Below are 25,331 nucleotides of genomic sequence, written 5' to 3' on the forward strand. Positions count from 1 at the left end.
ATGGTAACGGCATACATCACGTGCCTCGCGGCCTGGGGGATCAAGGGGCTGTGCCGCGTATCTCACTCATCGTCCGGCTCCGGCTCGGGCTCCTGTGCGGCTCCGCGGCGGAGCTCGGGCTCCGGCTCCGCTGCGGCTCCTCGGCGGTCGATGAAGGCGGCCAGTGTGCGCACACGCTCGGCGTGCACGTCGTGCCCGATGATCACAGGCGGCTCGTTGTAGGGCATGGCGTCCGACGAGCGGCGCAGCTTCACATATTGGCCGCAGGCGTCGATCGCATAGGGCTCCATGTCGTCTTGAAGCGCGCCGATGACGGTGATGCCGTAGGTCTCGCCGATGCGGCGGAACAGCGCCACCGCCTCGCGTCTGTGCTCCTTGCCGAGGTTGCGCCCGAGCTCGTCCAGGACCAGGCACAGATGGCCGCCGCCCGACGACGCGATGGCCGCCGAGCACACCAGCTTGACCGCCTTCTCGTCCATCAGAGCGGTGTTGGCCCGCCGGTTGTACGGCACGAAGCCCTGCCCCTCACCCCGCCGCCACTTCGGCACGACCTTCCACGACCAGCGCTGCTCGGGATCGGCCGGCGCGGGCGGAACCGGGAAGTCAAGAGTCGCGCCGTAACCCCCGTAAGCCAGGTCGAGCCGGTCGAACTCCTCGGCCACCCGCGTCAGCCTCGCCTTGATGGCGGCGGTCAGCGTGGCGCGGTGCACCGCGGTCGACTGCGCCGCGTCCTCGGCGCCGGTCTCGGCCACCGCGAGGTCACGGCGGCGCGTGACGAGCTGCGCCTCGATCTGGCGCCGCTGATGCCGCTCGTATTCCTCCTGCGCGCGCAGATAGGCCGCCAGCACCGAGCACACCGCCGAGAACGTGGCCTGCTCACGCGACGTGCGCCCCGTGCGCTCCGAGAGGAGGAACGCCAGCTCCTCCGGCATCTCGTCGTCCTCGCCCGGGAACGTGTCGCGCAACGCGTGATCGAAGTGGCGTTCGGCCGCCCGCCACCACTCCTCGGCCGTCAGCGTGCGCTCGTCGCCCAGCGCCTCCAGCCACTCCTTGGCGCTGCCGGCGCTGTCACCCCATTCCGAGATCAACGTGGGCAGCGCCAGCGCCTCCCGCTCCGCCGCCACCCGGGCCGCTCCCGCCACCGCCTGGGCGCGCTCCCCCTCGCAGCGGGCCCGCCTGCCGTCGAGCCGCTCGATCGACATGTCGCGGGTGCGGGCCCGGAAGTCGAGCGAGCCGACCCGGCGCTCCGCCTCGGCGACCTTCGGCGTGATCTCCGTCAGCGCCCGGGTCAACTCGGCGAGCCGCTGCCGCCGCTCCGCCAGCCTGGTCTCCAGCTCGCCGAGCCGCACCGCCGCCCGCGCCCCCTCCAGCCGCCGCCCGGCCTCCGCCAGTTGCTCTTCGGCCGCGCGCACCCCCACCGCGGCCTCCTCCTGAGCGTCGCGTGCCCGGTGCAGCCGCTGCTCTGCCGCCTTCACCCGCGCCTCACGCCCCGTCGGCACCGCGTCGAACGCCCCCGTGACGCTCACACCCGCCGCGCTCACCAGCACCGACCCCGGCAGGCCCGCCAGCGCCGCCGACGCCGCGGCCAGGTCGGCGGCGTCCACCACGACCGCGTGCTCCTGCGGCCATCCCCGCGCCTGAACCGCGCCCCGGGCCTGCTCCGCCACGTCGAGCGCGTCGAGCAGCCCTGAGGCGTGCACCCCGGCCTCCGCCAGCGCCCGGAGCTGCCCGGCGGCCGGACCGCCCTCGGCGTCGTCCAGCGCCGCCGCCGCGTCCTCCACCTCCCGGTCGGCCACCCCGAGCGCCTTCAACGCCGCGTCCAGCCGCGACCGCGCCGCAGCCACCTCACGCTCGGCCCCCGGCACGTCCCTGCCGTCGGCGAACCTCCGCACCTCCTCAAGCGCCGGGATCGCACCCCGCAACTCGTCCGCGGAGTTCTCCGCCACCGCCCGATCGGCGTCCAGCCGGGCCGCCCGGGCCTGCAAGGACGTCAACGAACCCCGCGCCTCGGCGAGGGCGCGGTCGAGCGTGTCGTCCTTCAGCTGCGCCACCTCGGCCTTGACCGCGGCCACCGCCTCGGCGGCGGTCTCAGCCGCCGCCTGAAAACGCTCCCCCTCCTCCGCCAGCCGCTCGTCCCGGCCCGCCGCGTCCGCCAGCCGCCGCGCCAGCCTTCCCCGCCAGCAGCGCAACGCGTCCGCCAGCCGCACCCGCGCCCTGTCCCGCCGGTCGAACGTGTCGAGCAACGCCCCCGACTCCGCCTCGAACTCCCGCAAATGCTCAGCCGCCCGCGCCGCCCCCACCCGCTTGGCGTATTCGTCGCGGCGCGCCTCCCGCTCCTGATCAAGCTCGGAGTCAAGCCCCGTCAACGCGGCGATCGCCTCGAACACCCGCTCCGGCGCGATCTCGTTGAGCGGCTGCGACAAAAGGTTCGTCGCCACCTTCGTGCGCACCGAGGTCGACAGGAACGACACACACCGCACCCGGCCGCCGTAGAGCACCCGCGTCAGGTCACGCGCCACCACGTCCCGCTTGCCCGCCGACCGCGGCAACACCGCCCACCGCTCGTCGGCCCGCGCCACCCGCTCGGCCTCCGAGTCGCCCGATGCCACATGCACCCCCGGAGTCCACCGGATCTCCAGGTGCGGGGCCTCCTGATTGATCCGCAACCACACCGTCATCGGATCGAGCCGCCCCGTCGCCCCGAACACGCCCACGATGTAACCGTGCGAGGCACTGGCCCACTGCTTGCCCCCCGCCCCCGCCGCCAGCTCGGCGTTGAACAACAACTCCGACACGGCCTTGGCCCCCGACGCGAACCGCCACTGCTCATCACCGAGCAACGCGGTGATAGACGCGATGAAGGAGGACTTACCCGCCCCATTGGAGTCCTTCGGCCCCGCCCCCGCCACCACGACAAGCGTGCCCGGCACCAGCGGCACCACATGCGTGGACAACCGCGAGACATTGACCGCCTGCACGGCCACCAGCACCCGGTCTCCGACGACGTTGTCGGTCTGGTCGGCGGTGGTCACTTTTTCTCCCCGAATAGTGTGCTGAACTGTGCCATGTCGATCACCACTCGCACCCTGGCGGGGCGGGTGGGCAGGTCTTGCGTTCGTGTGTCTTGTTCCTCAAGCGTGTGTCGCGAGCACGCAGCCTTACGGCTCTCGGTCAACCGTGCGGGTGGCCAGATCCCGCTTCTCGCCACGGAGGCCTTCGCCGTACGCCCCTCCCTCGGGAAGAGCGCCCCAGGTGGCGGGGTCACGGATGCTCCCCAGTGCGTGTGTCGCGGTCGCCGCGCCTGGCGCGGACGGCTAACGCGAGCGGGGTGTGCGGACCGGCGGCGAGGATGAGCTCCTCCTGGAGCCGACGGCGGGCCGCCGGGGTGAGACGGTGGAACTGCGGACCCGGCACATAGCCGCCCGCGTCCTCACCCGCCTTCACCTGCGTCACCAGCCCGGCATGCCGCAATCTGCGCAACGCCGCCTCAAGCTCCCCGATGGGAATCTGCGTGTGCCGCCGCAACTCCTCGATCGGCGCGGGGTACGGCGAAAGCCACGTATCCTCGCCGAGGACACCGTCGGCCCGGGGGATCGCCACCGAGTGCACGAGCACCAGGGCCAGCACCGCCCGCTCACCCTCCCCGAGCGACGAGCCCACCCTGGCCGCCGTCGCGTCGTCATATCCCGACGTCCACATCTCACGCCGCTGCACCAGCACCCTGCCCCGCCGCGCCAGCAACTCGGCGAGCGCCTTACGCGACATCGGATCGCGCAACGCGGCGAAACGCCCCTCGTGCACGGGCTCGGCGGCATGCTCGACCGCCATGAACGCCGCCACCAACTCGGCCCGGCGCTTCTCGTCGAACGCCTCAAGCAAGTCCCCGAGATCGTCGGCCCCCGCGGGCTCGGCCACGGCCCCGCCCACCGCCGGCACGGCCTCCACGAGACGTGCGTCGTCCACCAGCGGCTCCCTGACCGCCACGTCGGCCTCACCGGCCTCGGGCAGCCGGCGCACCAACTCCGCCAACTGGGCATAGGTCTCGGGCCGCCAAGTCGCACAACGGGGCCCAAGCCGCACGATCCCATCGGTGAGCACGACCCACGCCGAGTCGTGCAGACGGCGCAACGCCCCGACCGCCCAGTTGCGCATGAGGTCGTCCGTGCGCCCGATCAACGCCCGGTAGGTATCGAGCACCAGCCCCACCGGCGCCGCCTCACCCGGCCACGGATCGGCAGTCTGATCGGTCCAGCAACACTTCAGACAGGCGGCCAGCACCCGCCTGGCCTCCCCGGAACGCTCGACCGCGACGGGATTGACCTGGTATTCGAGCAGCAGGCTGGGTGTCGCGCCGTCAGGCCACACGGGCAGCCCGACGCCCGTCGTGTCGCCGTAGGCAAGGCGCGTCATCCCTTCGGGCGCGGCCTCCCCGGGCCCCAACGGCAACGGCCCCATCGCCCGCACCCGCACATGCGCCTCGGGCGACGGCATCGTCCCCAGTCTGCGTGGGGTTTTGGCGGACCTATCCGGTCCCGCCGTGCTTTCAGGCGCCGCTTCGCCCGGCCCCATCGCCTGCACCTGCACATGCACCTTGGGCGAGGGCATCGCCCCCGCGTGGTGTGGGGTTTTGGTTTTGGCGGGCTCGCCCGGATCGTCCGCGGCCCTGCCTGGGGCGTCGGCGGGCTCGCCTGGGTGACCGGAGACAGGGGGCCTGGAGTCGCCGTCCGCCGTGGAGGTCTCTCCGGTGGCGGGCATGGGGTCCGTGAGCTCCTCCGCTGGAACCCTGTTCGTCGGCGGTGGATCACCCTCGTTGCTCGGAGTGGTCGGGAGGGCGCTTGTTGGGCCCTCGGAGGGGCTACCTGCCGCTGTGGTTGTCGGTTTGTCCTTAACGGTGGTTGCTCGGCGCTTCTTGCGGCCCGAGGGGGCGGTGGCCTTGCCAGGCTGTCTGTCCTCGGCCTCCGACTCGGGCACAGGGGCCGGTCGGCCGGCGTCGCCGGGGACCTGGTCGCCGGCCTCGTGAGCGCTCATTCGCCGGACCTCGTCAGGGAGCCGTGGGAGAGCCACACCGGCTCGCCGTCCGGGTCGGCGGTGAGGACGTCGGACCACTCGAGCCGGAACGGAAGCTCCGGGCGCAGGTCGACCGACGTCAGGTCGGCCAGCACCCGGCGGGCCGCCACCCACTCGCGGGCGTCGCCGAGCAGGCGGTGGAGCTCGACGCTGTCGGCACCCGCCAGAGCGGCCTCGGCCACCCCGGTGAGCCGGGTGAGAGCGGCAGAACCCGACTCCTCCAGGGAATCGGCCGGGCCGTCGTCGGGCAGATCCGAGCGTGGGGGAGTGGGCTGCGCGGGGGCGGGACGTGGACTCTCGTCAACCGCACGCACGATCGCCGCCGGGTCGTGCCACGGGGCGGGCGCGTCGAACACGAAACCGTCGAGCACGGAGGCGAGCTTGTCCCGCGGCGCAGTCTGAGCGAACGTGCGCCACGTCTCGGCCGGGAGCAGCGTCAGATTGCGCGTCGTCCCCGCCGAGTCGGCCAGCCGGCCGGCCGCACGCCGCGAGGCGTCGCTATATGCATAGATGGCGGCCCGCAACTCAGTGCACACCCGGTCGAGCTCGGGCCAGCGGGTGAGGATCGTGGCGTGCAGACTCTGCGCCCGCCGCGCGATCTCCTCGGTGCCCCACAACTTGGGCGCCTGCTCCCGCAACTCCTCAATCGTGCCCGTGGTGAGCGTCACCAGCTCCAACGCCCACAACCGGAACGCCCGCGACAGATTGCGCGCACTCTGCTCGGCCTGCTCCATCGTCGTGCGAGGATCGGCCACGTTGAGATCCTCAAGGGCCAGCAGCCGGTGCATCTCAGACTGACCGCCGTCGTCCATCATGCGGCGGATGAACATCAGCCCGACCACACTCGTGAACGACGCCCGGTAACGCAACTGGTTGGGCTTGGGAAACACCTCCCGGATCGCCCCAAGCCCCTTCAACACCCGCAACCGGTTGTCGAACAGATCACCCGGATAGGCCCGGCAGGCATGCCGCATCTGCTCATGCGTGAGCCACTCCTCACCTGCCTCGGCGAAGGCGGCGAACAGCGTCTCTGCGATGTCGACAAGAGCCGGATCGTCGACGACCGCCCCACTGTCTCGCGCGAGCGCGGCGAACATGCGACGGTAGGTCGCCAGCACCGCCTCATCGGTCAGCGCGGAGTCCAGCGTGATCTCGTGGTTGGTCTCGGGCACGCGCACTACGGTAGGGCCTGCGACCGACACTTCGATCCCGCCTCCACGGTCCGGCGGATTCGACCACAGTCTTGGGCACGAGAGTGCTGTTTAAGGGTTTATGCCCGTTTGCTGCTGTTCGTGTATTCGGGGGTGCTTGGAATCGTGTGCTTTGCCGTACGCCGTTGGGCTCCGATGTGCATATGCCAGTATTCTCGGCGAACTTTCTGACCCCTGAGTGGCGGTGGGCGCCGGTCGATTGCCCTTCGGTGTGTTGCCGGCAGGCACGCAAGTCGGGGTTTGGGTGATATGGCAAAGATTCGACAGGTTCCGGAAGGTCGAGCCTCCTGCTGGGTGCCATAGGGCAAATATGAGAGATATTTACACACTTGTCGTGTAATGCGCAGTTACCTGGCGGGTAGCCCAGTCCAGAGCGCCTCGGTCCGGCCAGGCCGATCACGACCGCCGGAAAGGAGGCGAAGCTCCTGGGAGGACTCCATGACCGAACAAGTGAGCGACTACATCCTGCACCGCCTGACCCAGTGGGGCATTCACCGGGTGTACGGCTATCCGGGGGACGGTATCAACGGTTTCCTCGGCGCCTACGATCGCGCGGCCGGCGATCCGGAGTTCATCCAGACGCGGCACGAGGAGATGGCGGCGTTCATGGCGTGCGCGCACGCCAAGTTCACCGGCGAGGTGGGATGCTGCATCGCCACCTCGGGACCGGGAGCCATCCACCTGCTCAACGGCCTATACGACGCCAAGCTCGACCACCAGCCGGTTCTCGCCATCGTCGGCCAGCAGAAGCGCATGTCGCTGGGGGCGCACTATCAGCAGGAAGTAGACCTGGTCACCCTGTTCAAGGACGTCTCCGAGTACGTCGAGGTCTGCATGATTCCGGCACAGGCCCGCCATCTGGTGGACCGGGCGCTGAAAACCGCGCTGACCACACGCGGGGTCGCCACGATCATCGTGCCGGAGGACGTGCAGGAGTCACCGGCCGAACCCTCGCCCCCCAAGGAGCACGGCGCCGTGTACTCCAGCGTCGGCTGGGCCAGGCCCCGGATCCTCCCCAATGAGGAGGAACTACACAAGGCCGCCGACATACTCAACGCCGGCCATAAGGTCGCCATGCTCATCGGCCAGGGCGCCGCCGGAGCCGTCGCCGAGGTGACCGAAGTGGCCGAACTGCTCGGCGCCGGAGTGGCCAAGGCGCTGCTCGGCCGCCATGTGCTTCCCGACGACCTGCCGTTCGTCACCGGGCCCATCGGACTGCTCGGCTCCAAGGCCAGCGACGACATGATGATGAACTGCGACACCCTCTTCATGATCGGCACCAGCTTCCCGTACGCGGAATGGTTGCCGGAGGAAGGCCAGGCCCGCGGGGTCGAGATCGACATCGACGGACGGATGATCGGCGTACGGTACCCCGTGGAGGCGCACCTGGTCGGGGACGCCAAGGAGACGCTGCGGGCGCTCATCCCCCTGCTGAAGCGCAAGGACGACCGGTCCTGGCGGGAGGAGATCGAGTCGAACGTCCGCGAATGGTGGCGGATCGTGGAGCACCGGGCACACCAGAGGTACGACTTGCTCAACCCGCAACTGGTCGCCTGGGAGTTGTCGGACCGGCTGCCCGACGGTGCGATCCTCGCCGCCGACACAGGCTCCTCAACCACCTGGTGGGCGCGCCAGATCCGCCTCAGGGAGGGAATGCAGGCATCGCTGTCCGGCACACTCGCGACCATGGGCCCGGGCACGCCATACGCGATCTCCGCCAAGTTCGCCTATCCGGATCGGCCGGTCATCGCCTTCATCGGGGACGGCGCGTTCCAGATGAACGGCCTCAACGAGATGATCACCGTGAAACGCTACGCGGATCGGCTCAGCCGTTCGCCGCTCATCTTCTGCATATTCAACAACCAGGACCTCAACCAGGTCACCTGGGAACAGCGGGCGATGGCGGGCGACCCGAAGTTCCGCGGCTCGCAGGACATCCCAGATGTGCCCTACCACAAGTGGGCCGAACTGCTCGGCCTCACCGGCATCTACTGCGACAACCCGGACGAGGTCGGGGACGCCTGGGACCGGGCCTTCGCGGCCAGGGGGCCGGTCGTCCTCGAGTTCAAGGTAGACCCGGAGGTCGCCCCGATGCCGCCGCACATCATGTACGAACAGGCGAAGAAGACCGCCAAGGCGACGCTGCGCGACCCGGAAAGGGCAGGCATCGCAATTAAGAGCTTCCGCCAGAAACTCGCCGAGCTATACGAAGGCCTGCCCTGGCGCGACTAACGCCATCAGTGGAATACGTTCCCGGACCGCCAAGAGTGGGATCGGGTGGCGCGGTTGCGTGACTTGCGGTGGCCACAAGCACCATGTCAAATGTGGAGGAGGCCAAACATGGCCGCAAAACACTCCGATCCGGCCAGTGCCCGGGAAGACGCCACGGCTCGGCTGGCGGCCGACGCGACGGAACTGGTACGCCAGGAGATCGCGCGGGTTCGCGCCGACTTGACGGGCGACCTGCAGCGCGTGGGCGTCGGCGCCGGCCTCCTGGCCGCGGGTGGCCTCCTCGGCCTGCTGGGACTGCACGCGGGTTCGATCGCCATGCTGCACGCGCTCGAATCGGTGATGCCTCAGCGCCGCGCCGAACTCCTCCTGGTAACCGGTTACCTGACCGCGAGCACCACCCTGACGCTATTGGCACTGCGCCAACTGCGCGGTGCGGGGCTCTTCGCCAAACGCGCGGTCTCGCAGATGAAACAACAGGCCACCGACGCCGCCGAAGCCGTACAGCGAGTCAAAGCCGAGACCCGCTGACGGCGGGCCCGCTGAGGGGCCCGCCCGCCGATTCGCTCGGTGATCGGGGCTTTGCCGTACGGCATAAGCGGAGAGGAGGCCGGGGCCCTGTGGGTTAGCGGATTACGCGGGGGTCTGCGTTGAGGGAGCGTGTGAGTTTGATGGTGATGAACTCGTTGTTGTCGGGCTTGCCGGGGGTGCGGCCGGAGGAGAACGGGAGGTTGTTGTCGTTCGCGATGATCAGGGTGTGGTTGTCGAGGATGGCGAGGTTCTCGATGGTTTCGAAGGGGAAGCGGAAGGTCTCGCCCAAGCCGCCCAGGCCGTGGGGGTTGGCGATGTTGAGCAGGTCGGCGACGAGGGTCTTGTCCATGAGGCCGTCGGCGTCGCGGTCGCGGGTGTCGGCGAGGTAGACCTTCTTGACCGCGGCGGCGTCGCCCTGGCGGCCGTCGCGTTCGATGATCAGGAAGCGGTGCCGGTCGACGGCTACGGCGTCGCCGATGGAGTGCCGGGGGGCGTCCAGCCGGTAGGTCCAGCGTTTGTCGGTGTAGGTCCGCTTGCGGAGGTCGTATTCGTAGAGGCGCAGGGTGCCGGCGGGGTCACCCGTGACCGTGCCCTCAAGGAGAGGGTAGATGTGCCTGCCCTTCACCGAGCGTGCTATGCCTTCGAAGCCTTTGCTGCTGCCGAGGTTGGGCTGGGCGCCGTTGAGGAGCGGGTTCTCCGGGGCCTGGACGCCGGGCAGGGGGACGGGTGGCGACAGCAGTTCGCCGGTGGGGGAGAAGTGCAGCAGGAAGGGGCCGAATTCGTCGCCCATCCAGTAGGTGCCGTCGGCGGCGCGCAGGATCGACTCCACGTCAATGTCGGCGCCGGTCAGAGTGCGGTCCTCACGGGTGAGGGGGAACGTGATGTGCCCGTTGGGGTCGGTCAGGTTGAAGCCGCCGAGGACGTTGCCCTGGCCGGTGCTCAGGTCGGCCTTGACGCGGTGGACCCGTAGCAGGAAGTCGGCGCTGTTGTTCTTCCTGCCGTAGCCGTTGTCGGACAACATGTCGTAGACGCCGCCGCCCCGGGGCACGATGCCGCTGAAGCCCTGTACCGGCTGGTTGGGGAAGGGCAGGGTGAGGCCGTTGATGGGGTTTGCGCCGAGCAGGGCGCCCGAGGGCTCACTGTCGGGCACGAAGGTCTCGGCGGCGAGCGAGGCGAATCCGGTAAGGGTGGCCTGGCCATACCCATCGGTGCCGCGGGCCGGTTCTGCGGGATGGGGCTCGGCTGTGGCGGGGGTGGCCAGGCCGAGGATCAGGGCGGTGACACCGGCGGCTAGCAAGGCATGTTTCATGCCGGGTGAGCCTAAGGTTTTTGATCAACCGACATTTGGGGATCTTGCGGAGATAGGGGTTGGAGCTCCTCACTCCCTGTCCTCTTCGACGACCGCGGCCTCGTAGGCGAGGAGTGTGTCGACGAACATCTGCCGCTGGTCCGGTGTCAGCGGCCCCAGCACCTTGCGCCAGGCGGCGGCGCCGGGGGCGAGCCAGGCGCTGATCGCGGGCTGCTGGCCGGCCGCGATGGCGATGATGCGCCGTCGCCGGTCCGCCTCGTCCTCACGTCGTTCCAGGATGCCCTGCCGGCTCAGGTCGCCGATTAGCAGGCTCGCCGTGGTGGGGGCGATCCGGAGCCGGGCGGCGAGGTCGTTGACGGTCATCGGGCCGTCGAACAGCAGGTAGGCGAGCAGGGAGAGGTGGCGCGGCGCCAGCGAGAAGAGCTCGGGGCGGATCAACCGCCCCGAGCAGGACGGGCGTCAGCCCAGCAGATCCGAAAGGTCCAGCGGCACCATCAGATAAGCCCCAAACAACAACGAGGCCCCCGCGACTAGCAGGAAATACGCGATATAGAAGCCCGCCGGAAGAAGAGTGAGGCGGGCGAGCTGATCGGCATCGGAGTCGGGAGTGCGCTGACGACGCCGTTTCCGGCGAAGCTCCAAAATAGGCCTGATCCCGCCAAGCAGCAGAAACCACACGGAAGCGTGGGCGGTGACCGCCTGGATCTCCGGCGGAGCATAGATGGACAGCACCAGCAGCCCGCCCCCCACGGCCACCAGGATGGCGACCCCGAACAGGTTGCGGATCATCAGCAGCATGCAGGCCAGCAACAGCAGCATGCTCCAGATGAGAATGGTGACATATCCGGCGGAGACCAGCCCCGCCCCCGCCAACCCCAACAAGGACGGCGCGATATATCCCGCTAAAGCGGTGAAAATCATGCCGGGCCCGCTGGGCCGCCCCCGCGTCAAGGTGACCCCGGAGGTGTCCGAATGCAGCCGGATGCCTTCCAGTTTGCGTCGCGTCAGCAGGGCCGCCAGCGCGTGGCCACCCTCGTGCGCGATCGTGATCAGCCCTCGCGACATCTGCCATGCCGTCGATTGCCACACGACCACAAGGGCCACGCCCGCCGACAACAGGACGATCCACCACGACGGCATGGGCTGGGGAGTGGTCAGGTCTGCCAGGAAGTCGGTCACGACCGGAGTGACTGCTTTCATCATCTTCAACTCTGCCCGATGTACAAGGTGTATGAGGTGGTCAGCCGAGCAGTTTGCGCGCGGCCTCCTCGATCTCGGCTTCCGACAGCAGCACGTGCCCGGCCGAGGGCCCGAGCGGCACGAAGCTGTCCCGCGAGCCCACCCGGGCGATCTGCCCGCTGAAGCCCGCGTCAAGTAGTTCGGCCATGATGCCCTCAGACACCCCGCCCGTCCGCCGGGTCTCGTCGGCGATCAGCACCTTGCCCGTCAACTCGGCCGCGCGCATCACGTCCTCGATCGGCAGCGGGCGCAGCCAGCGCAGGTCGAGCACGCGGCAGCCGTACCCCTGGGACGTGAGCCGCACCGCGGCGCGCAGGCTCATGCGCACACCGTTGCCGAAGGTGACGATGGCGATGTCGCGGCCGTCGCCATAGCTCCTCGCCCGCCCGATCGGCACGTGCGTCTCCGCCCACCGCGCCGGCGGGATGTACGGCGCGAGCCAGCCGTTGTCCCCCTCTTCGAAGAGGTCACGCGTGTTGTAAAGGGCGATGGGTTCGAGGAAGACACCGACCGTGCCGTCCACCCGCGCGGCGGCCAGGCAGGTGCGCAGCATGGCGGCGGCGTCGTCGGGGCGGGCGGGGGCGGCCACGACCAGGCCGGGGATGTCGCGGAGGGCGGCCACGGCGTTGTCGTTGTGGAAATGCCCGCCGAATCCCTTCTGATATGCGAGCCCGGCCACCCGGACCACCATCGGGTTGCGGAACGCTCCCTGCGAGAAGAACGACAGGCTCGCCGCTTCGCCCCTGATCTGGTCGAGAGCATTGTGAAGGTAGGCGAGGTATTGGATCTCCGGCACCGGCAGCAGCCCCGACACCCCGGCGCCCAGGGCCAGGCCCAGGATGGCCTGTTCGTCCAGATGGGTGTCGAAGACCCGCTCACCGCCGAAACGCCGTTGCAGCCGGCGGGTCACGCCGTATACCCCGCCCTTGCGCGCGACGTCCTCACCGAAGACCAGGATGCCCGGGTCGGCGAGCATGGCGTCGGCCAGCGTGCGGTTGATCGCCTGCGAGAGCGTCAACCGGCCCTCGGCCTCCGGCAACTCCCCGAACACCTTGAGCCTGGCCCGCTGCTCCGCCGCCACCGATGCGGCGGCGGCCACCTTGCCGGGGCTGCGCGGCGACAGGGGAGCCATGATCTGCTCGGCACTGACCGGTTTGGGGCGCCGGGCGCTCTCCATCGCCATCTTCAGGATGTGCTCGCGGGTGGTCTCGTACCAGTGGACGAGCTCCCCGGGCGTCGCCACCCCGGCCTCCACCAGCAGCCGCGCGGTGCCGAGCAGCGGGTCGAGCTCCAGGTCGGCGACGATCTCACGCCGGGTGCGATAGCCGGACTCGACATCCGAACCGGCGTGCCCCCCGAGCCGGACCATGCGCATGTGCAGATAGGCGGGCGACCTGGTGGTGCGCACATGCTCGACCGCCCGCCGCGCCACGTCGCAGGCGTCCGCGAGATCGCACCCGTCGGCCGAGAAGTACGGCAGAGCCGGATGGCGGGCCGCCTCCACCCACCCCTTGGGCGTGCGCACGCTGATGCCGAGCCCGTTATCCTCGCACACCAGCAGGAGCGGGAGCCGCATGCCCTGGTAGGCCGCATAAGCGGCGGTGTTGAAGCCGGTGAGCGCGCTGGCGTGGTTGACCGAGGCGTCCCCGAAGCTCGTCACGGCGATCGCGTCGTCCGGCCAGGCACCGGGCACGCCGAGTTTGGCCGCGCGCTCGATCGCGAAGGCCACGCCGACCGCCCGGGGCAGGTGGCTGGCGATGGTCGACGTCTGCGGGATCACCGCCAGATCGGGGTGGCCGAACACCTTGTGCCTGCCGCCGGCGATCGGCTCCTCGGCGGTGGCCGCGAGGCCCAGCAGTACGTCGCGCAGCCCCTCCTCGGGGAGGCGGCCCGCCATGGCGGAGCGGGTGAGGTAGAAGGCGCCGGAGCGGTAGTGCAGGAGAGCCGGATCGGTTGCCCTGAGCGCGGCGGCCACGGCGGCGTTGCCCTCGTGGCCGGAGGATCCGATCGTGTAGAAGCCCTGCCCCTGTGCGCGCAGCCACCGTGCGGCGACGTCCAGGATTCTGCTGCCGAGTTGATGTTCGAAAAGTTCGCGGCACCGCGCCCCGGTCAGGCCGGTGCCGTCTCTGACGGGGAGGGCGGGGTCTCGGCGGACACCCGGGGTCAACGCCTCCACGGCTTCGAGGAAATGTGTCTCAACACTGTCGCGCGCCACATGCCCGATTATGTCGCTGCGAGAGGTCCGGCGTCCCGACCCTGGCCCACTCAGGGCGGGGCTTCGCCGCCCGGTTGTGTGGGAGCGATGCTCGCCGTACCGCCTTCGATCTTGACAAACGATGTTGTCGACATACTTATTTGACTGTTTGTCAGATCTCCCAACCGTTTACTACATTTTTACGTCTACTTGAAGGAAGGACGTGGCACCCTCAATGCCGCGTTGGAACCGTAGGGGAAGGATGACACCCCATGTTGCAACGCTTCCGAGCCATCGTCGTGGTCACGGCGATGGGCGCGGGCGCGCTCGCGATGACGCCAGCGGCGTCGGCGAGTCAGACCAGTCCCGGTCCTGATATCTCCAAAGTAGGCGTGAACCCGAACCCCGTGGTGGTGGACAGCTCGTCCGGCGCCACGGCGACCTTCGGCTTCGAGGCCGGCGCCACCAACGCCAAGGTCGTTCTGACCTCGCCCAGCGGTAACAGCACCGATGTGGCGGCGACGAACGGCGGCAGCAACAAGTGGTCCGCGCAGTACAAGTTCACCCGCGAGGACCACAAGGCCGGTGACTGGAAGTACAAGGTGGTGGCGACCAGCGCCGTCGGCACCAGCACCTCCAGCACCTATGAGGTCAAGGTTCGCCATGTCTACGACACGCGAATCGTCGACTTCAACGCCTCTCCCGAGAACGTCCGCAAGGGCGGCACGCTCACCGCGACCGGCGCCCTGCAGATCAACTGGGGCAAGGCGTGGGAAGGCTGGAGCGGCCAGTCGGTCGACATCTCCTTCCGTGAGAAGGGGAGCGACCTCTATAAGAAGGTCGCCACCACGACCAGCGGCCACAACGGCTGGTTCAAGGCCCACGTGAAGACGTGGTCCTCCGGTTACTGGCGCGCCGAGTTCAACGGCAAGGAAGGCGCTCACAAGTCGGTCAGCGACGCCGACCGCATCGACGTCTCCCGTCCGGCTCCCCCGCCGGAGCCGGAGCCCGAGCCCGCCGACACCCGGATCGTCAAGTTCAACGCCTCTCCCGAGCCGGTGCGCTACGGCCGGTATGTCAGGCTCGTCGGCACGCTCCAGGTCGACGACGAGTGGGGTTGGGACGGCTACCGCGGCAAGGTCGAGGTTCACTTCAAGCCTTACGGCAGCTCCAAGTGGCGCTACGTGAAGAGCGCCTGGTCCACCGGCAGCGGCAAGGTCCGCACCTCGACCCGCGCCTACAAGTCCGGCACCTGGCGGTTCTACTTCGACGGTGACTCCGACACCTTCGACTCAAGGAGCAAGGGCGACTACGTGAAGGTCAGGCGCTGACCTCCGCGTAGCACCGCTCGCGGCACTGCCGTACCCGCCTGGCGGGCACGGTGAGGCGGCCCGGATGCCCACGCATCCGGGCCGCCCTCTCATGTCAGTCGCCCTTGCGGAAGCGCGCGACCGCGGCCATCAGCAGGATCAGCCCGGTGACCGCCACCAGCCCGAGTTCCAGCGCCACCGGCACCTGCCACCCCGCCCACTGCACCCCCGGGTTGAGTACGGCGGAGACCTCCGCGGGCAGGTCCAGATGGGAGAAGACCGACTGCCGCAGCGGATCGACCGCGTAGGTGAGCGGGTTGATCGTCGTCAGGATGTGGAGCCAGGCCGGCAGGTTCGCCAGCGGGAACATCGCCCCCGACAGGAACAACATCGGCATCATGACCATCTGCACGATCGCGAAGAACGCCGTGATGCCCTTCATCTTGGCCGCGACCAGCACGCCGAACGCGGTGACCGTGAAGGCCGTGAGGAACATCATCAGGAGCAGCGACACCATGAGCACCGGGTCGTACGGCACGCCGACCAGCCCGGCCAGCGCGAGCACGACCACCCCCTGAAGCGTCGCCACCATCGCCCCGCCCAGGCACTTGCCCGTGACGATGGCGCCCCGGCTCACCGGCGCGACCAGCATCTCGCGGAGGAACCCGTATTCCCGGTCCCAGACGATCGACCCCGCCGAGAACATCGCCGTCGTCATCACCGTCATGGAGATCATGCCGGGGTAGATGAACGTCCGGTAGTCGATCCCGGGGATGGCGCCCTGCACCAGGGTGCCGAAACCCGTGCCCAGGACGAACAGCCACAACACCGGCTGAATCAGCGTCGAGATCATCCGGGAGCGGTCGTCGAGGAAACGCAGTGCCTCCCGGTGCACCACGACCTTCACGGCACGCAGGTTGTGCGCGACCCCGATCCCCGGGGTGCGTACCTCGGCCACCTCCATCACCATGGTCCTACCTCCGAACGTGCCGAATCCATGAGTTCACCTGGGCCGCGCCCGCCTCGGCGTCGCGGATCGAGGTGCCGGTGTAAGACATGAACACGTCGTCGAGCGACGGCCGCGACACGCTCACCGACTTGATCGGCAGGCCGAGCTCGGCGAAGAGGCGCGGCACGAACTCCTCACCCCCCTCCACGGCGAACGTCACCTCGCCCTCGCTCACCGACGCCTCCAGCCCGAACCGGTCGCGCAGCGCCACCACCGCGCCGTCGTTGTCGCCGGTCGAGATACGGACGCGGTCACGCCCCACGCTCGCCTTCAGCGCCTCGGGGGAGTCGATCACGACGATCGACCCGTGGTCGATGATCGCGATGCGGTCGCAGTATTCCGCCTCGTCCATGTAGTGCGTCGTCATGAAGATGGTGATGTTCTCGGCGCGGCGCAGCTCGTGGATGTATCCCCAGATGGCGGCCCGGGTCTGCGGGTCCAGGCCGATCGTCGGCTCGTCCAGGAACAGCACCCGGGGCGAGTGCAGCAGCCCCCGCGCGATCTCCAGGCGGCGCTTCATGCCGCCGGAGAAGGTGATCACCTTGCTGTCCTTGCGGTCCCACAGCGCCACCATCTCCAGCACCTGCTGGATGCGCGGCGCGATCTTCGCCTTGGGCACGCCGTACAACTCCGCGTGGAACCTCAGGTTCTGCACCGCGGTGAGGTTGGTGTCGAGCGTCGGGTCCTGGAACACCAGCCCGATGTTCCGCCGCACCTCGTCACGCTCGCGCACGACGTCCCGCCCCGCGACCCGCGCCGAGCCGCCGCTGGGCGTGGTCAGGGTGCATAACATGCTGATCGTGGTGGTCTTGCCCGCGCCGTTGGGGCCGAGGAACCCGAAGACCTCGCCTGGGGCGACGGTGAAGCTGACGTCCTTGACGGCCTCGACCTTGCCGTACGACTTCTTGAGCCCCTCCACAGAGACCGCGGTCTGTTCACTCATCGTCGCCCTCCGCCAGGATGGTGAAAATTGACTTGCGTGTGGTGATCAGCAGCTTCTTGGCCGCCTCCAACTGCGTGGCGTCGGCGATGTGGGTGAGGTGGAGGAACGCCTGGCTCACCTGCCCCCACAACATCCGCAGCTCCTGCATCTCGTCGGGCACCGAGCGCGCCACCTCGGCCCAGGGCGCCCCGAGCTCCTCGGCCCGCTCGCGCACATAGCTGTGGCCCTGCTCGGTCAGCAGGTAGGCGCGGCTTCCGCCGGTCCCCACGGTCGTGACGAGGCCCTCGTCCTCCATGAGCTGCAGCGCCGGATACACCGAGCCGGGGCTCGGCCGCCACACGCCCTGACTGCGGTCCTCGATCTCCTGGATGAGCTGGTAGCCGTTGCGCGCCTCATGTCTGTCCGGGGACAGCAGCAAGAGCAGCGCCGCCCGCACATCTCCCCGCCGCACACGCGGGGCGAACCCCCGGCCCGGATGCCCTTCGTAGGGCCGCCCCCCCGCCCAAGGCGGGTGGTGTGTCTCCATCGTTCTTCCCCTCAACTATCTAGATACGTTAACGATATATCTAGATGTTTGGTACGGCAATGCCGTACAAGTCAGACATGTGATGATCGTGAGGTGGGGGGTGCGGTATAGCGTGGGTCTCGCAGACCAGAGCTCCACCGGAAGGAACGGCACGTGGCGGCAGACACCGAGCACCGGCCCGGCCCCTTGGCGCCGCTCCCCGTCGTCTCCCTCGGCGGGCGAGCCAAGGCCGCCGTCACCGGCCGGGCCGGCGGCACCAGTGCTCCGCCGTACGACACGCGCAACCTCGGCGGTGCCGTCGGCGACGACCCCGCCGCCGTGCGCGCCAACCGCCGCATCACCGCCCGCGACCTCGGCGTCGACCCCGGCCACGTCGTCTATATGCGCCAGGTGCACGGCCGCGACGTGCGCTACGTCACCGAGCCCTTCCCGGACGACAACGTGCCCGCCCTCGACGCCGTGTTCACCGACCGCCCCGGCCTGGCCCTCGCCGCCCTCGTCGCCGACTGCGTGCCCGTCCTCCTCGCCGACCCCGCCGCCGGCCTCGTCGGCGCCGCCCACTCCGGCCGCCCCGGCACCCTCCTCGGCGTCGTCCCCGCCCTCGTCGAGGCCATGGCCGCCCGCGGCGCCGACCCCGCCCGCATGACCGCGCTCATCGGCCCGTCGGCCTGCGGCAGCTGCTACGAGGTGCCCGCCGAAATGCGCGCCGAGGTCGCCGCCGCCATCCCCGAGACCTACGCCACCACCCGCCAGGGCACCCCCGCCCTGGACGTCCGCGCCGGGGTGGCCGCCCAACTCCGGCGGGCCGGCCTTCCCGCCGTCCAGCACGACGCCCGGTGCACGATGGAGTCCCCGGAGCTCTACTCCTACCGCCGCGACCGGACCACGGGCCGCTTCGCGGGGTACGTCTGGCTGGAGCCCTGACCTGGGGTAGGGCGAGACTCACGGACCCGGTTTGACCCTCACATTGCGTGAGGCTGAAGTGTCGGCTCGGCGCCGGACTGGATCGGATGATCGACGCCCACGAGCGCGGCCTGCTGCCGACCGGCGAGCAGCAGGCCGCGATCATCGACCCCCAGTGGAACCCGGACTGGCCCGTCCAAGCCCGTCAGCGCCACGGCGACACGACGCAGTGGCTGCAATACGCCGAACGCTCGGCTTCAATCGTCGACGAAAGCGCGCGCGCCCACGGCATCGACCCCGACACCGCGACCTGGCAGTAGCGCGCGGCTACAGTCCGGTGATGTGGTCGGGGACGGCGCGTTCGGTGAGTCGTTCGTATCGCTGGCGGGCGGCCTGCGGGCTGCCCAGGCCGAGGCCGAAGGCGATCTCCTGCCAGGTCATGCTGCGCCCCCGAGCCATCTTCAGCACATCGGCTTCCAAGGCGTCGAACTCGGCGCGGACCCGCGGGAGAAGGGTCAGCGCGGCCACCAGGTCGGCCTGGTCCACCTCCGCTTCGCCGTCCTGGATCGTGGTCGCACCTGACAGCAGGAAGGCAACGAGCCGTACGGCCTCGTGCGAGGCGAGCATGTCCGGGTGCACCTGGCGGGAGCGCAGTTGCGGGCTGGATGCGTGGCGGTCGGCGATCCGGAACAGGGCTGCGACCTCACGCGCGGTCGTGCTGCACCATGGGGGCATCACCCTGGACCGGACCAGGTGAGAGGTCCACGTGGACCGGTGCCCCGTCAGCCTCACCCCCAGGGAGTTCGCCGTACTCCAGCTGCTCCTCGAAGCCCGCGGCCGGCACGTCACCCACCGTGACCTGGTCCGCACCATCTGGGACGAGCACATGGACCCGCGCACCACCGCCGTGCGCGCCACCATCAGCCGGCTGCGCGGCAAGCTGGGCGGCCCCGACACGATCACCGCCGACACCGGCCTCGGCTACCTGCTGCACGGCATACCCGGCCCGCTGCGGTGAGGCCGCCCGGCATCCTAGACCCGCGCCGCGCCCTGTCCCTGCTGCCGTTCCGGGCCCGGCTGGCGGTCGCCTTCAGCACGCTGTTCCTCCTGGCCGGAGCGGCTTTGCTGGCCTTCGTCGTGATCCTCGCCCGGTACGGCACAGCCCAGCAGCTCGAAGGCATCGACACACAACGCCTCGACGGCCCGCTCGGCGGCACCGCCTCGCCGGTGGGCCCGCTTCTCAGCACCTTCGGGCGGACGGGGGAAAGCGGGCCGCTACCGCTGGGCAACAACGGTCTCGCCTTCGACGGTGTCTCCGTCCGAAGAGTGGAGACCACTGTGCAGGCGGTGCAGGACGCCGCTCTGCAGCAGATGCTCCTGTGGTCCGGCGTCGGACTGGTCATCATGGCCTTCCTCGCCGGACTGATCGGCTGGTGGCCGGCCGGGCGCTGCGGCCGGTCGCCGCCGTGACCGACACCGCCCGCCGGATCAGCGACATGAACCTGGACGAGCGCCTGGCCCTCACCGGCCCGGACGACGAGCTCCACCGCCTCGCCGACACCTTCGACACCATGCTCGACCGGCTCCAGCGCGCCTTCGCTACCTGAAGCAGCGGAACCGAGTCGATCAGGGCTAGCCCTTGCTCATAGGTCTAGGGACAGGGCGACATGGTGGAGGAGTGAAACGCGCCTGCGGCAAGTGTCAGCTCTGACGCCTCTCCTCATTGGAGAGACCTTGTAGGTGATGAAGTCCCCAAGGGACATTAATCAAAGATTAGCGCAGACCCTCAATGTAGGCAGCCCAGAATGGAGACGAAGCCGATGACGCAACAAGCATCGCAGTTTCCAGGTCTAGAGTGCTACTCTGGAGCCTGTTTGGCTTTGAGCTCTGCAGCCGCGGCAAGTCTGTCAGGAGCGAAGGGATCCACTTCAAAGCCGGCCCCCTTTCTGGATGCGATGTCCCATTGGTCAAACTTTCGAGCCACCTTCCCGAGTAAGTGACTTCTGGGCGGAACGTCGATCTGAAAATGCCCCTCCTTGGGATTACGTCTATCATCTCCTCCCCACGACACTACGCCGTCGCATTCAGCAAGGATGTCTCTGATAATCAGAAGTTCGTTAGGAAAGAAACCTCCGGCGACTCCGACTGGATATACGGTGGGCCGGATCGCCACGGCAGTACCGGATTGGTAGTTGGACTCGAATGCAACGCCGCCGGTTACCTTGTCGGAATGGCTGTACACCTCTTCCGCACCAAGCGTGTCGATCTCATAGTGAAATCGCCGAAGGACGTGCTCCAGGATCGTGGCAACTGCCCCGGAGACAACAGTGACCGTTGCATCGGATCCCTGCAGCGCCATGGGCTTTAAACTCTTGCCGTCGATAATTGGCCACCCGTTCTCGGAGGTAGGCCCGTTCGGTCCGCCGAGTACGGGTACGGCGGCATAGGCGTTATCGGGCAGGTGTACTAGCGTAGTGGAGACAACCGCCAGGGCGCCTAGAGTACTAACAAATCGCCTGCGTGTTAGGCCTTCCAGATCATTACTCACCGCCAAAACCCCTTCCAATCAAGAATCGGCACGACGAAGGATTGCGGCAGTTATCCCGCATGCCGTCGCCACGGCGATCGCGGCAAAGAAGACCGGATTGACAAATGCCGGCACCAACTCGATGTGGCGGCCATCCAGCCATTTACATGTGTTAGTGAGCGGAAGCGGACCGTAGTCGAGACGTAGAGATTCATCGGTGGCGCCCAAGCCGCATTGCTCGTATGTCGGACGAAGTGAGAAGAAGCCTCCCGTCCAGACCCCGATCGAGTACGTGAGCCCGGCAATACAGGCGAAGAAAAGACATAGCATGCGCCAAAGACGCGAGGCCCTCGTCGCCCCCGAGCCGGCCAAGCTGACCACCTTAGCAGTTAAGATCGCCATGGAAATGACGAAAACCGGTGGTCCGAACAATGCAATAGATGGGAAGATCGCCTCAATCATAGCGAGTATGGTACTCGAAGAAGGGCATTCTCTAAAGCTTTCCTTCCTTACGCAACTCCTGTAGGCGGGTGTTTTCCAGGCCAACACGAGCCTGAATCATGTCGCCAAACCCGTTGCAAAAATCGTTGAGCCTACCCGGCTGCAAAATCTCGGGCATTGCAACCTGAAATCCACCCGAACGAGGTGTCCAGCCGGGCCCCCCGTCGGCTGCAGGCAGTGGTCGCGGCCGGCGGAGTGGTAGACGCCGGTGGGCAGCCCATCCATGTGGCGGGCCAGCATGTACCCCTCGAACGGGTTGCGCGATCCCGCCGACGGCGTGAGGGGCAGGGGCAGTTCACCGCGCAGGGCCTTGGTGAAGGTGCCGCGAAACCCCCAGTCCGGCCCACAGGCAGGCGGCGTTCCGGACCCGGCTCGCGGTCGCCTTCAGCACCCCTGTTCCTCCTGGCCGGAGCAAGCTTGCTGGCCTTCGTCGTGATCCTCGCGAGGTATGGCACAGCCCAGCAGGTCGAGGGCATCGAGACACTGCCCTTCGACGGACCGTTCGACGGCACCGTCTCGCCGGTGAGTCCGCTTCTCGATACCTTCGGGCGGACGGGGGAAGGCGGGCCGCCGCCGTCGGGCGGCCGCGCTTTCGGCGTCTCCGTTCGCAAAGTGGAGACCACTGTGCAGGCGGTGCAGGACGCCGCCCTGCAGCAGATGCTCCTGTGGTCCGGCGTCGGACTGGTCATCATGGCCTTCCTAGCCGGACTGATCGGCTGGTGGCCGGCCGGCCGGGCGCTGCGGCCGGTAGCCGCCGTGACCGACACCGCCCGCCGGATCAGCGACATGAACCTGGACGAGCGCCTGGCCCTCTCCGGCCCTGACGACGAACTCCACCGCCTCGCCGACACCTTCGACACCATGCTCGACCGGCTCCAGCGCGCCTTCGACAGCCAGCGCCGCTTCGTCGCCAACGCCTCCCACGAACTGCGCACCCCGCTCGCCGCGCAACGCGCCGGCATCGAGGTCGGTCTCGCCGACCCCTTGCCCGCCCACCTCGCCGAGGTCCGCGACGACCTGCTGACCACCAACCGCGAGGCCGAACAGCTCATCGCCTCGCTCCTCCTGCTCGCCCGCAGCGACCGCGGCCTGGAGGAGACCGAACCCGTCGACCTGGCCGAGATCACCGCGACCACCGCCGCCGGACTACGCCCCGCAGCCGAAGAGAAGCACCTGAAGCTTCACACGTCTGCCGGCGGCCCGTTCCGCCTGTCCGGCGACCCGGTCCTCCTGCGCCACCTGGTCTCGAACCTGATCGGCAACGCCATCCAGTACAACCGCCCCGGGGGCCGGGTCCAGGTCACCTTGGCAGGCCGTACGCTCACCGTCACCAACACCGGCCGTCCGGTGGCCCCCGACCAGATCGACGACCTCTTCGAGCCCTTCCGCCGCCTGGGCCAAGACCGCATCGGCACCACCGGCCACGGCCTCGGCCTGTCCATCGTCCGCTCCATCACCAAAGCCCACAACGCCGCCGTAAACGCCCAACCCGGCCCAGACGGCGGCCTCACGGTGACGGTTCAATTCCCCTGATCAAGGGGCGTTCGTCACCCGCCCCCGGGCTCGGCGCCCCTGGGAGAGCGGGGTAGTACAACACTTCGACGAACATGATCCGTTTTCCGAACGGCCTCGTTCCCCAGGGAAACGAGGCCGTGGCACCAAAACCTACAGAGAGTTAAGTCCCAGTTCCCGAGCGATCAGCATACGTTGGACCTCGCTCGTGCCCTCGCCGATTTCCAGGATCTTGGCGTCGCGGTAGAAGCGGCCGACCGGGTATTCGTTCATGAAGCCGTAGCCGCCGAAGATCTGGGTGGCCTCCCTGGCGTTGTCCATCGCGGCGTTGGAGCTGACCAGTTTGGCGATGGCGGCCTCGCGTTTGAAGGGTTCGCCGGCGAGCATTTTCTCCGCGGCGTGGTAGTAGGCCAGGCGGGCCGTGTGGGTCCTGACCTCCATGTCGGCGATCTTGAACTGGATGGCCTGGTAATGCCCGATCGGGTGCCCGAAGGCCTCGCGTTCGCGCACATAGCGTAGTGACTCGTCCACGCATCCTTGGGCGAGGCCGACCGAGAGGGCGGCGATGGCGACGCGGCCTTCGTCCAGGGTCTGGAGGAACTGGGCGTAGCCCCTTCCCCGGGTGCCGAGGAGGTTCTCCTCGGGCACGCGGCAGTTGTCGAAGGACAGCTCCCGGGTGTCGGAAGCCGACCAGCCGACCTTGGAATACTTCTTGGAGACGGTGAAGCCAGGGGTGCCGGCAGGCACCAAAATGGTGGAGATCTCTTTTTTGCCGTCGTCGCGTGTGCCCGTGATGGCCGCCACGCCGACGAAGCCCGTGATGTCGGTGCCCGCGTTGGTGATGAACGCCTTGGTGCCGTTGATCACCCACTCGCCGTTCTCCAGCCTGGCCGTCGTGCGCATGCCGCCCGGCACGTCGGAGCCGCCGCCGGGCTCGGTCAGGCCGAACGCCCCAAGCAGTTCGCCCGCGGCCAGTTTCGGCAGCCAGCGTTCACGCTGCTCTGCCGTACCGAACCGGTAGAGCGGCATCGCGCCCAGGGAGACCGCGGCCTCGACGGTGATGGCGACCGACGAGTCGACGCGGGCCAGCTCCTCAAGCGCCAGGCAGAGCGCGAAGTAGTCGCCGCCCATGCCGCCGTGCTCCTCGGGCAGCGGCAGGCCGAACAGGCCCATCGCGCCCATCTGCCGCACGATCGGATAGGGGAACTCGCCCCGCTCGTAGTAGTCCCCGATGACCGGGGCCACGACGTCGCGGGCGAACTCCTCGACGGTCTTGCGCAGGGCCTCGTAGTCGTCGTTGAGCCGGTGCATCCTAGTTCTCCTTGGCCAGGGCCTGAACGACCCGTGATGTTGGGGGACGGCCCAGCCGCGAGGCCAGCCAGACGCTGGTCTCGACGAGTGGTTCGAGGGACACCCCGGTGCGCACGCCGAGGCCGTGCAGCATCCACACGAGGTCCTCGGTGGCGAGGTTGCCGGTGGCGGACATGGCGTAAGGGCAGCCGCCGATGCCGCCGGCCGAGCTGTCGACGACGGTGACGCCCTCGCGCAGGGCGGCCAGCGTGTTGGCGAGGGCCTGGCCGTAGGTGTCGTGGAAATGTACGGCGAGGCGCGACGTGCCGATCCCCGCGGTGCCGAAGGCGCGCAGCAGGGCGGTGACGTGGCCGGGGGTGCCGACGCCGATGGTGTCGCCCAGGGACAGCTCGTAGCAGCCGAGTTCGAGCAGCCGCCCGCCGATCTCGACGACGCGCTCGATCGCCGTCGGCCCCTCCCAGGGGTCGCCGAAGCACATCGACAGATAACCGCGCACCCGCAGCCCTTCGGCGAGGGCGCGCGTGACGACGGGTTCGAACATCGCGAGCGACTCGTCGACGGTGCGGTTGAGGTTGCGCCTAGCGAAGCTCTCGGTGGCGCTGCCGAAGATAGCGATCTCGGTCACCCCGTGGGCCAGCGCCCGGTCGAGGCCGCGCTCGTTCGGCACCAGCACGGGGTAGCGCACACCGGGCACACGTTCCATCGACGCGAGCAGTTTCTCGGCGTCGGCGAGCTGCGGCACCCACTTAGGGTGCACGAAGCTGGTCGCCTCGATGACGCTCAGTCCTGCGGCGGCCAGGCGGGAGATCAGCTCCGCCTTCACCTCCACCGGGACCACGGCCCGCTCGTTCTGCAACCCGTCACGCGGCCCGACCTCGTAGATCGTCACCTCGTCCGGCAAGCCTTCGGCCTTCACGGTGTACGGCTCGCGCATCACGCCTCCCCTGCCAATCGGGCATGAATGTCCTCATAGTTCGAGCTAAACAGCAGTACCCGCGCCAGATCTGCC

Annotated in this window: 24 protein-coding genes; 9 read left to right on the forward strand and 15 right to left on the reverse strand. The window is 68.7% G+C overall.

The window, feature by feature from the left end:
• Nucleotides 1–62: 62 nt before the first annotated feature.
• The 3 genes from Ssi02_RS12235 to Ssi02_RS12245 all read right to left on the reverse strand — a co-directional run bounded on the left by Ssi02_RS12235 (nucleotide 63) and on the right by Ssi02_RS12245 (nucleotide 6,239).
• On the reverse strand, nucleotides 63–3,032 hold the full coding sequence (locus Ssi02_RS12235; RefSeq protein ID WP_239128842.1) for a coiled-coil domain-containing protein: 2,970 nt from the start codon (nucleotides 3,030–3,032) through the stop codon (nucleotides 63–65).
• A gap of 229 nt (nucleotides 3,033–3,261) precedes the next feature.
• Nucleotides 3,262–4,755, reverse strand: coding sequence for a helix-turn-helix domain-containing protein (locus Ssi02_RS38675; RefSeq protein ID WP_239128843.1), 1,494 nt, complete (start codon nucleotides 4,753–4,755; stop codon nucleotides 3,262–3,264).
• Nucleotides 4,756–5,024: 269 nt separating this feature from the next.
• Nucleotides 5,025–6,239 (reverse strand): hypothetical protein, encoded by a 1,215-nt coding sequence (locus tag Ssi02_RS12245; protein ID WP_204024952.1) that lies wholly within the window; start codon nucleotides 6,237–6,239, stop codon nucleotides 5,025–5,027.
• Nucleotides 6,240–6,716: 477 nt separating this feature from the next.
• On the opposite strand from Ssi02_RS12245, the gene Ssi02_RS12250 reads away from it, so the two are divergent.
• Together Ssi02_RS12250 and Ssi02_RS12255 are read left to right on the forward strand one after the other, a co-directional pair.
• Nucleotides 6,717–8,510 carry a thiamine pyrophosphate-requiring protein gene (locus Ssi02_RS12250; RefSeq protein ID WP_204024960.1) on the forward strand — a complete coding sequence of 598 codons (1,794 nt, stop codon included), beginning with the start codon at nucleotides 6,717–6,719 and terminating at the stop codon, nucleotides 8,508–8,510.
• Between the two features lie 108 nt (nucleotides 8,511–8,618).
• Nucleotides 8,619–9,038: a phage holin family protein gene (locus tag Ssi02_RS12255; protein ID WP_204024962.1), complete on the forward strand. Its 420-nt coding sequence runs from the start codon at nucleotides 8,619–8,621 to the stop codon at nucleotides 9,036–9,038.
• Between the two features lie 94 nt (nucleotides 9,039–9,132).
• Here Ssi02_RS12255 and Ssi02_RS12260 read toward each other — a convergent pair whose 3' ends face one another.
• From Ssi02_RS12260 to Ssi02_RS12275, 4 genes are all read right to left on the reverse strand, one after another.
• On the reverse strand, nucleotides 9,133–10,347 hold the full coding sequence (locus Ssi02_RS12260) for an esterase-like activity of phytase family protein (protein WP_204024964.1): 1,215 nt from the start codon (nucleotides 10,345–10,347) through the stop codon (nucleotides 9,133–9,135).
• 69 nt (nucleotides 10,348–10,416) lie between these two features.
• Nucleotides 10,417–10,785 (reverse strand): MarR family transcriptional regulator, encoded by a 369-nt coding sequence (locus Ssi02_RS12265; protein WP_204024966.1) that lies wholly within the window; start codon nucleotides 10,783–10,785, stop codon nucleotides 10,417–10,419.
• Between the two features lie 21 nt (nucleotides 10,786–10,806).
• Nucleotides 10,807–11,547, reverse strand: a complete 741-nt coding sequence (locus Ssi02_RS12270; protein ID WP_204024968.1) for a M50 family metallopeptidase — start codon at nucleotides 11,545–11,547, stop codon at nucleotides 10,807–10,809.
• A gap of 40 nt (nucleotides 11,548–11,587) precedes the next feature.
• Entirely contained in the window at nucleotides 11,588–13,801 is a 2,214-nt protein-coding gene (locus Ssi02_RS12275) for a thiamine pyrophosphate-dependent enzyme (RefSeq protein WP_204024970.1), read from the reverse strand.
• A 251-nt stretch (nucleotides 13,802–14,052) separates the two neighbouring features.
• Here Ssi02_RS12275 and Ssi02_RS12280 point away from each other — a divergent pair, with 251 nt between their 5' ends.
• Nucleotides 14,053–15,111 (forward strand): hypothetical protein, encoded by a 1,059-nt coding sequence (locus Ssi02_RS12280; protein ID WP_204024972.1) that lies wholly within the window; start codon nucleotides 14,053–14,055, stop codon nucleotides 15,109–15,111.
• 94 nt (nucleotides 15,112–15,205) lie between these two features.
• On the opposite strand, the gene Ssi02_RS12285 is transcribed toward Ssi02_RS12280, so the two are convergent.
• The 3 genes from Ssi02_RS12285 to Ssi02_RS12295 are packed head-to-tail and all read right to left on the reverse strand — an operon-like array spanning nucleotide 15,206 to nucleotide 17,568.
• Entirely contained in the window at nucleotides 15,206–16,060 is an 855-nt protein-coding gene (locus tag Ssi02_RS12285) for an ABC transporter permease (protein ID WP_204024974.1), read from the reverse strand.
• A 4-nt stretch (nucleotides 16,061–16,064) separates the two neighbouring features.
• Nucleotides 16,065–17,042, reverse strand: coding sequence for an ATP-binding cassette domain-containing protein (locus Ssi02_RS12290; protein WP_204024982.1), 978 nt, complete (start codon nucleotides 17,040–17,042; stop codon nucleotides 16,065–16,067).
• Nucleotides 17,035–17,568 carry a PadR family transcriptional regulator gene (locus Ssi02_RS12295; protein ID WP_204024984.1) on the reverse strand — a complete coding sequence of 178 codons (534 nt, stop codon included), beginning with the start codon at nucleotides 17,566–17,568 and terminating at the stop codon, nucleotides 17,035–17,037. The genes Ssi02_RS12290 and Ssi02_RS12295 overlap by 8 nt, the downstream gene beginning before the upstream one ends.
• A gap of 153 nt (nucleotides 17,569–17,721) precedes the next feature.
• On the opposite strand from Ssi02_RS12295, the gene pgeF reads away from it, so the two are divergent.
• Both pgeF and Ssi02_RS12305 read left to right on the forward strand, forming a co-directional pair.
• The gene (gene pgeF / locus Ssi02_RS12300) at nucleotides 17,722–18,492 is read left to right on the forward strand and encodes a peptidoglycan editing factor PgeF (RefSeq protein WP_373870126.1); all 771 of its coding nucleotides are present in this window, start codon (nucleotides 17,722–17,724) and stop codon (nucleotides 18,490–18,492) included.
• 47 nt (nucleotides 18,493–18,539) lie between these two features.
• Nucleotides 18,540–18,791 carry a hypothetical protein gene (locus Ssi02_RS12305; RefSeq protein WP_204024986.1) on the forward strand — a complete coding sequence of 84 codons (252 nt, stop codon included), beginning with the start codon at nucleotides 18,540–18,542 and terminating at the stop codon, nucleotides 18,789–18,791.
• A gap of 7 nt (nucleotides 18,792–18,798) precedes the next feature.
• On the opposite strand, the gene Ssi02_RS12310 is transcribed toward Ssi02_RS12305, so the two are convergent.
• Entirely contained in the window at nucleotides 18,799–19,206 is a 408-nt protein-coding gene (locus Ssi02_RS12310; RefSeq protein ID WP_204024988.1) for a DNA-binding protein, read from the reverse strand.
• Nucleotides 19,207–19,237: 31 nt separating this feature from the next.
• Between Ssi02_RS12310 and Ssi02_RS12315 the strand changes: the two genes are divergently transcribed.
• From Ssi02_RS12315 to Ssi02_RS38680, 3 genes are read left to right on the forward strand one after another with little or no spacing between them, the layout of a single operon-like run.
• Nucleotides 19,238–19,489 (forward strand): helix-turn-helix domain-containing protein, encoded by a 252-nt coding sequence (locus Ssi02_RS12315; RefSeq protein WP_204024990.1) that lies wholly within the window; start codon nucleotides 19,238–19,240, stop codon nucleotides 19,487–19,489.
• Nucleotides 19,486–19,941 (forward strand): hypothetical protein, encoded by a 456-nt coding sequence (locus Ssi02_RS12320; protein ID WP_204024992.1) that lies wholly within the window; start codon nucleotides 19,486–19,488, stop codon nucleotides 19,939–19,941. Before Ssi02_RS12315 ends, Ssi02_RS12320 begins: the two co-directional genes overlap by 4 nt.
• Nucleotides 19,938–20,078 carry a HAMP domain-containing protein gene (locus Ssi02_RS38680; RefSeq protein WP_239128844.1) on the forward strand — a complete coding sequence of 47 codons (141 nt, stop codon included), beginning with the start codon at nucleotides 19,938–19,940 and terminating at the stop codon, nucleotides 20,076–20,078. Before Ssi02_RS12320 ends, Ssi02_RS38680 begins: the two co-directional genes overlap by 4 nt.
• A 251-nt stretch (nucleotides 20,079–20,329) precedes the next feature.
• Here the strand turns inward: Ssi02_RS38680 and Ssi02_RS12330 are convergent, their stop codons facing one another.
• Both Ssi02_RS12330 and Ssi02_RS12335 read right to left on the reverse strand, forming a co-directional pair.
• A complete protein-coding gene (locus Ssi02_RS12330; protein WP_204024999.1) occupies nucleotides 20,330–21,019 on the reverse strand; it encodes a hypothetical protein in 690 nt (229 codons plus the stop codon).
• An 18-nt stretch (nucleotides 21,020–21,037) separates the two neighbouring features.
• Nucleotides 21,038–21,460, reverse strand: coding sequence for a hypothetical protein (locus Ssi02_RS12335; RefSeq protein WP_204025000.1), 423 nt, complete (start codon nucleotides 21,458–21,460; stop codon nucleotides 21,038–21,040).
• Between the two features lie 456 nt (nucleotides 21,461–21,916).
• Here Ssi02_RS12335 and Ssi02_RS12340 point away from each other — a divergent pair, with 456 nt between their 5' ends.
• Entirely contained in the window at nucleotides 21,917–23,032 is a 1,116-nt protein-coding gene (locus tag Ssi02_RS12340; RefSeq protein WP_204025006.1) for a sensor histidine kinase, read from the forward strand.
• A gap of 132 nt (nucleotides 23,033–23,164) precedes the next feature.
• On the opposite strand, the gene Ssi02_RS12345 is transcribed toward Ssi02_RS12340, so the two are convergent.
• Together Ssi02_RS12345 and Ssi02_RS12350 are read right to left on the reverse strand one after the other, a co-directional pair.
• Nucleotides 23,165–24,322, reverse strand: coding sequence for an acyl-CoA dehydrogenase family protein (locus Ssi02_RS12345; protein ID WP_204025015.1), 1,158 nt, complete (start codon nucleotides 24,320–24,322; stop codon nucleotides 23,165–23,167).
• Between the two features lies 1 nt (nucleotide 24,323).
• Nucleotides 24,324–25,256 (reverse strand): hydroxymethylglutaryl-CoA lyase, encoded by a 933-nt coding sequence (locus Ssi02_RS12350; protein ID WP_204025017.1) that lies wholly within the window; start codon nucleotides 25,254–25,256, stop codon nucleotides 24,324–24,326.
• Nucleotides 25,257–25,331: the final 75 nt, after the last annotated feature.

Origin of the sequence: Sinosporangium siamense, from assembly GCF_016863435.1 — a bacterium.
Lineage (GTDB): Bacteria > Actinomycetota > Actinomycetes > Streptosporangiales > Streptosporangiaceae > Sinosporangium > Sinosporangium siamense.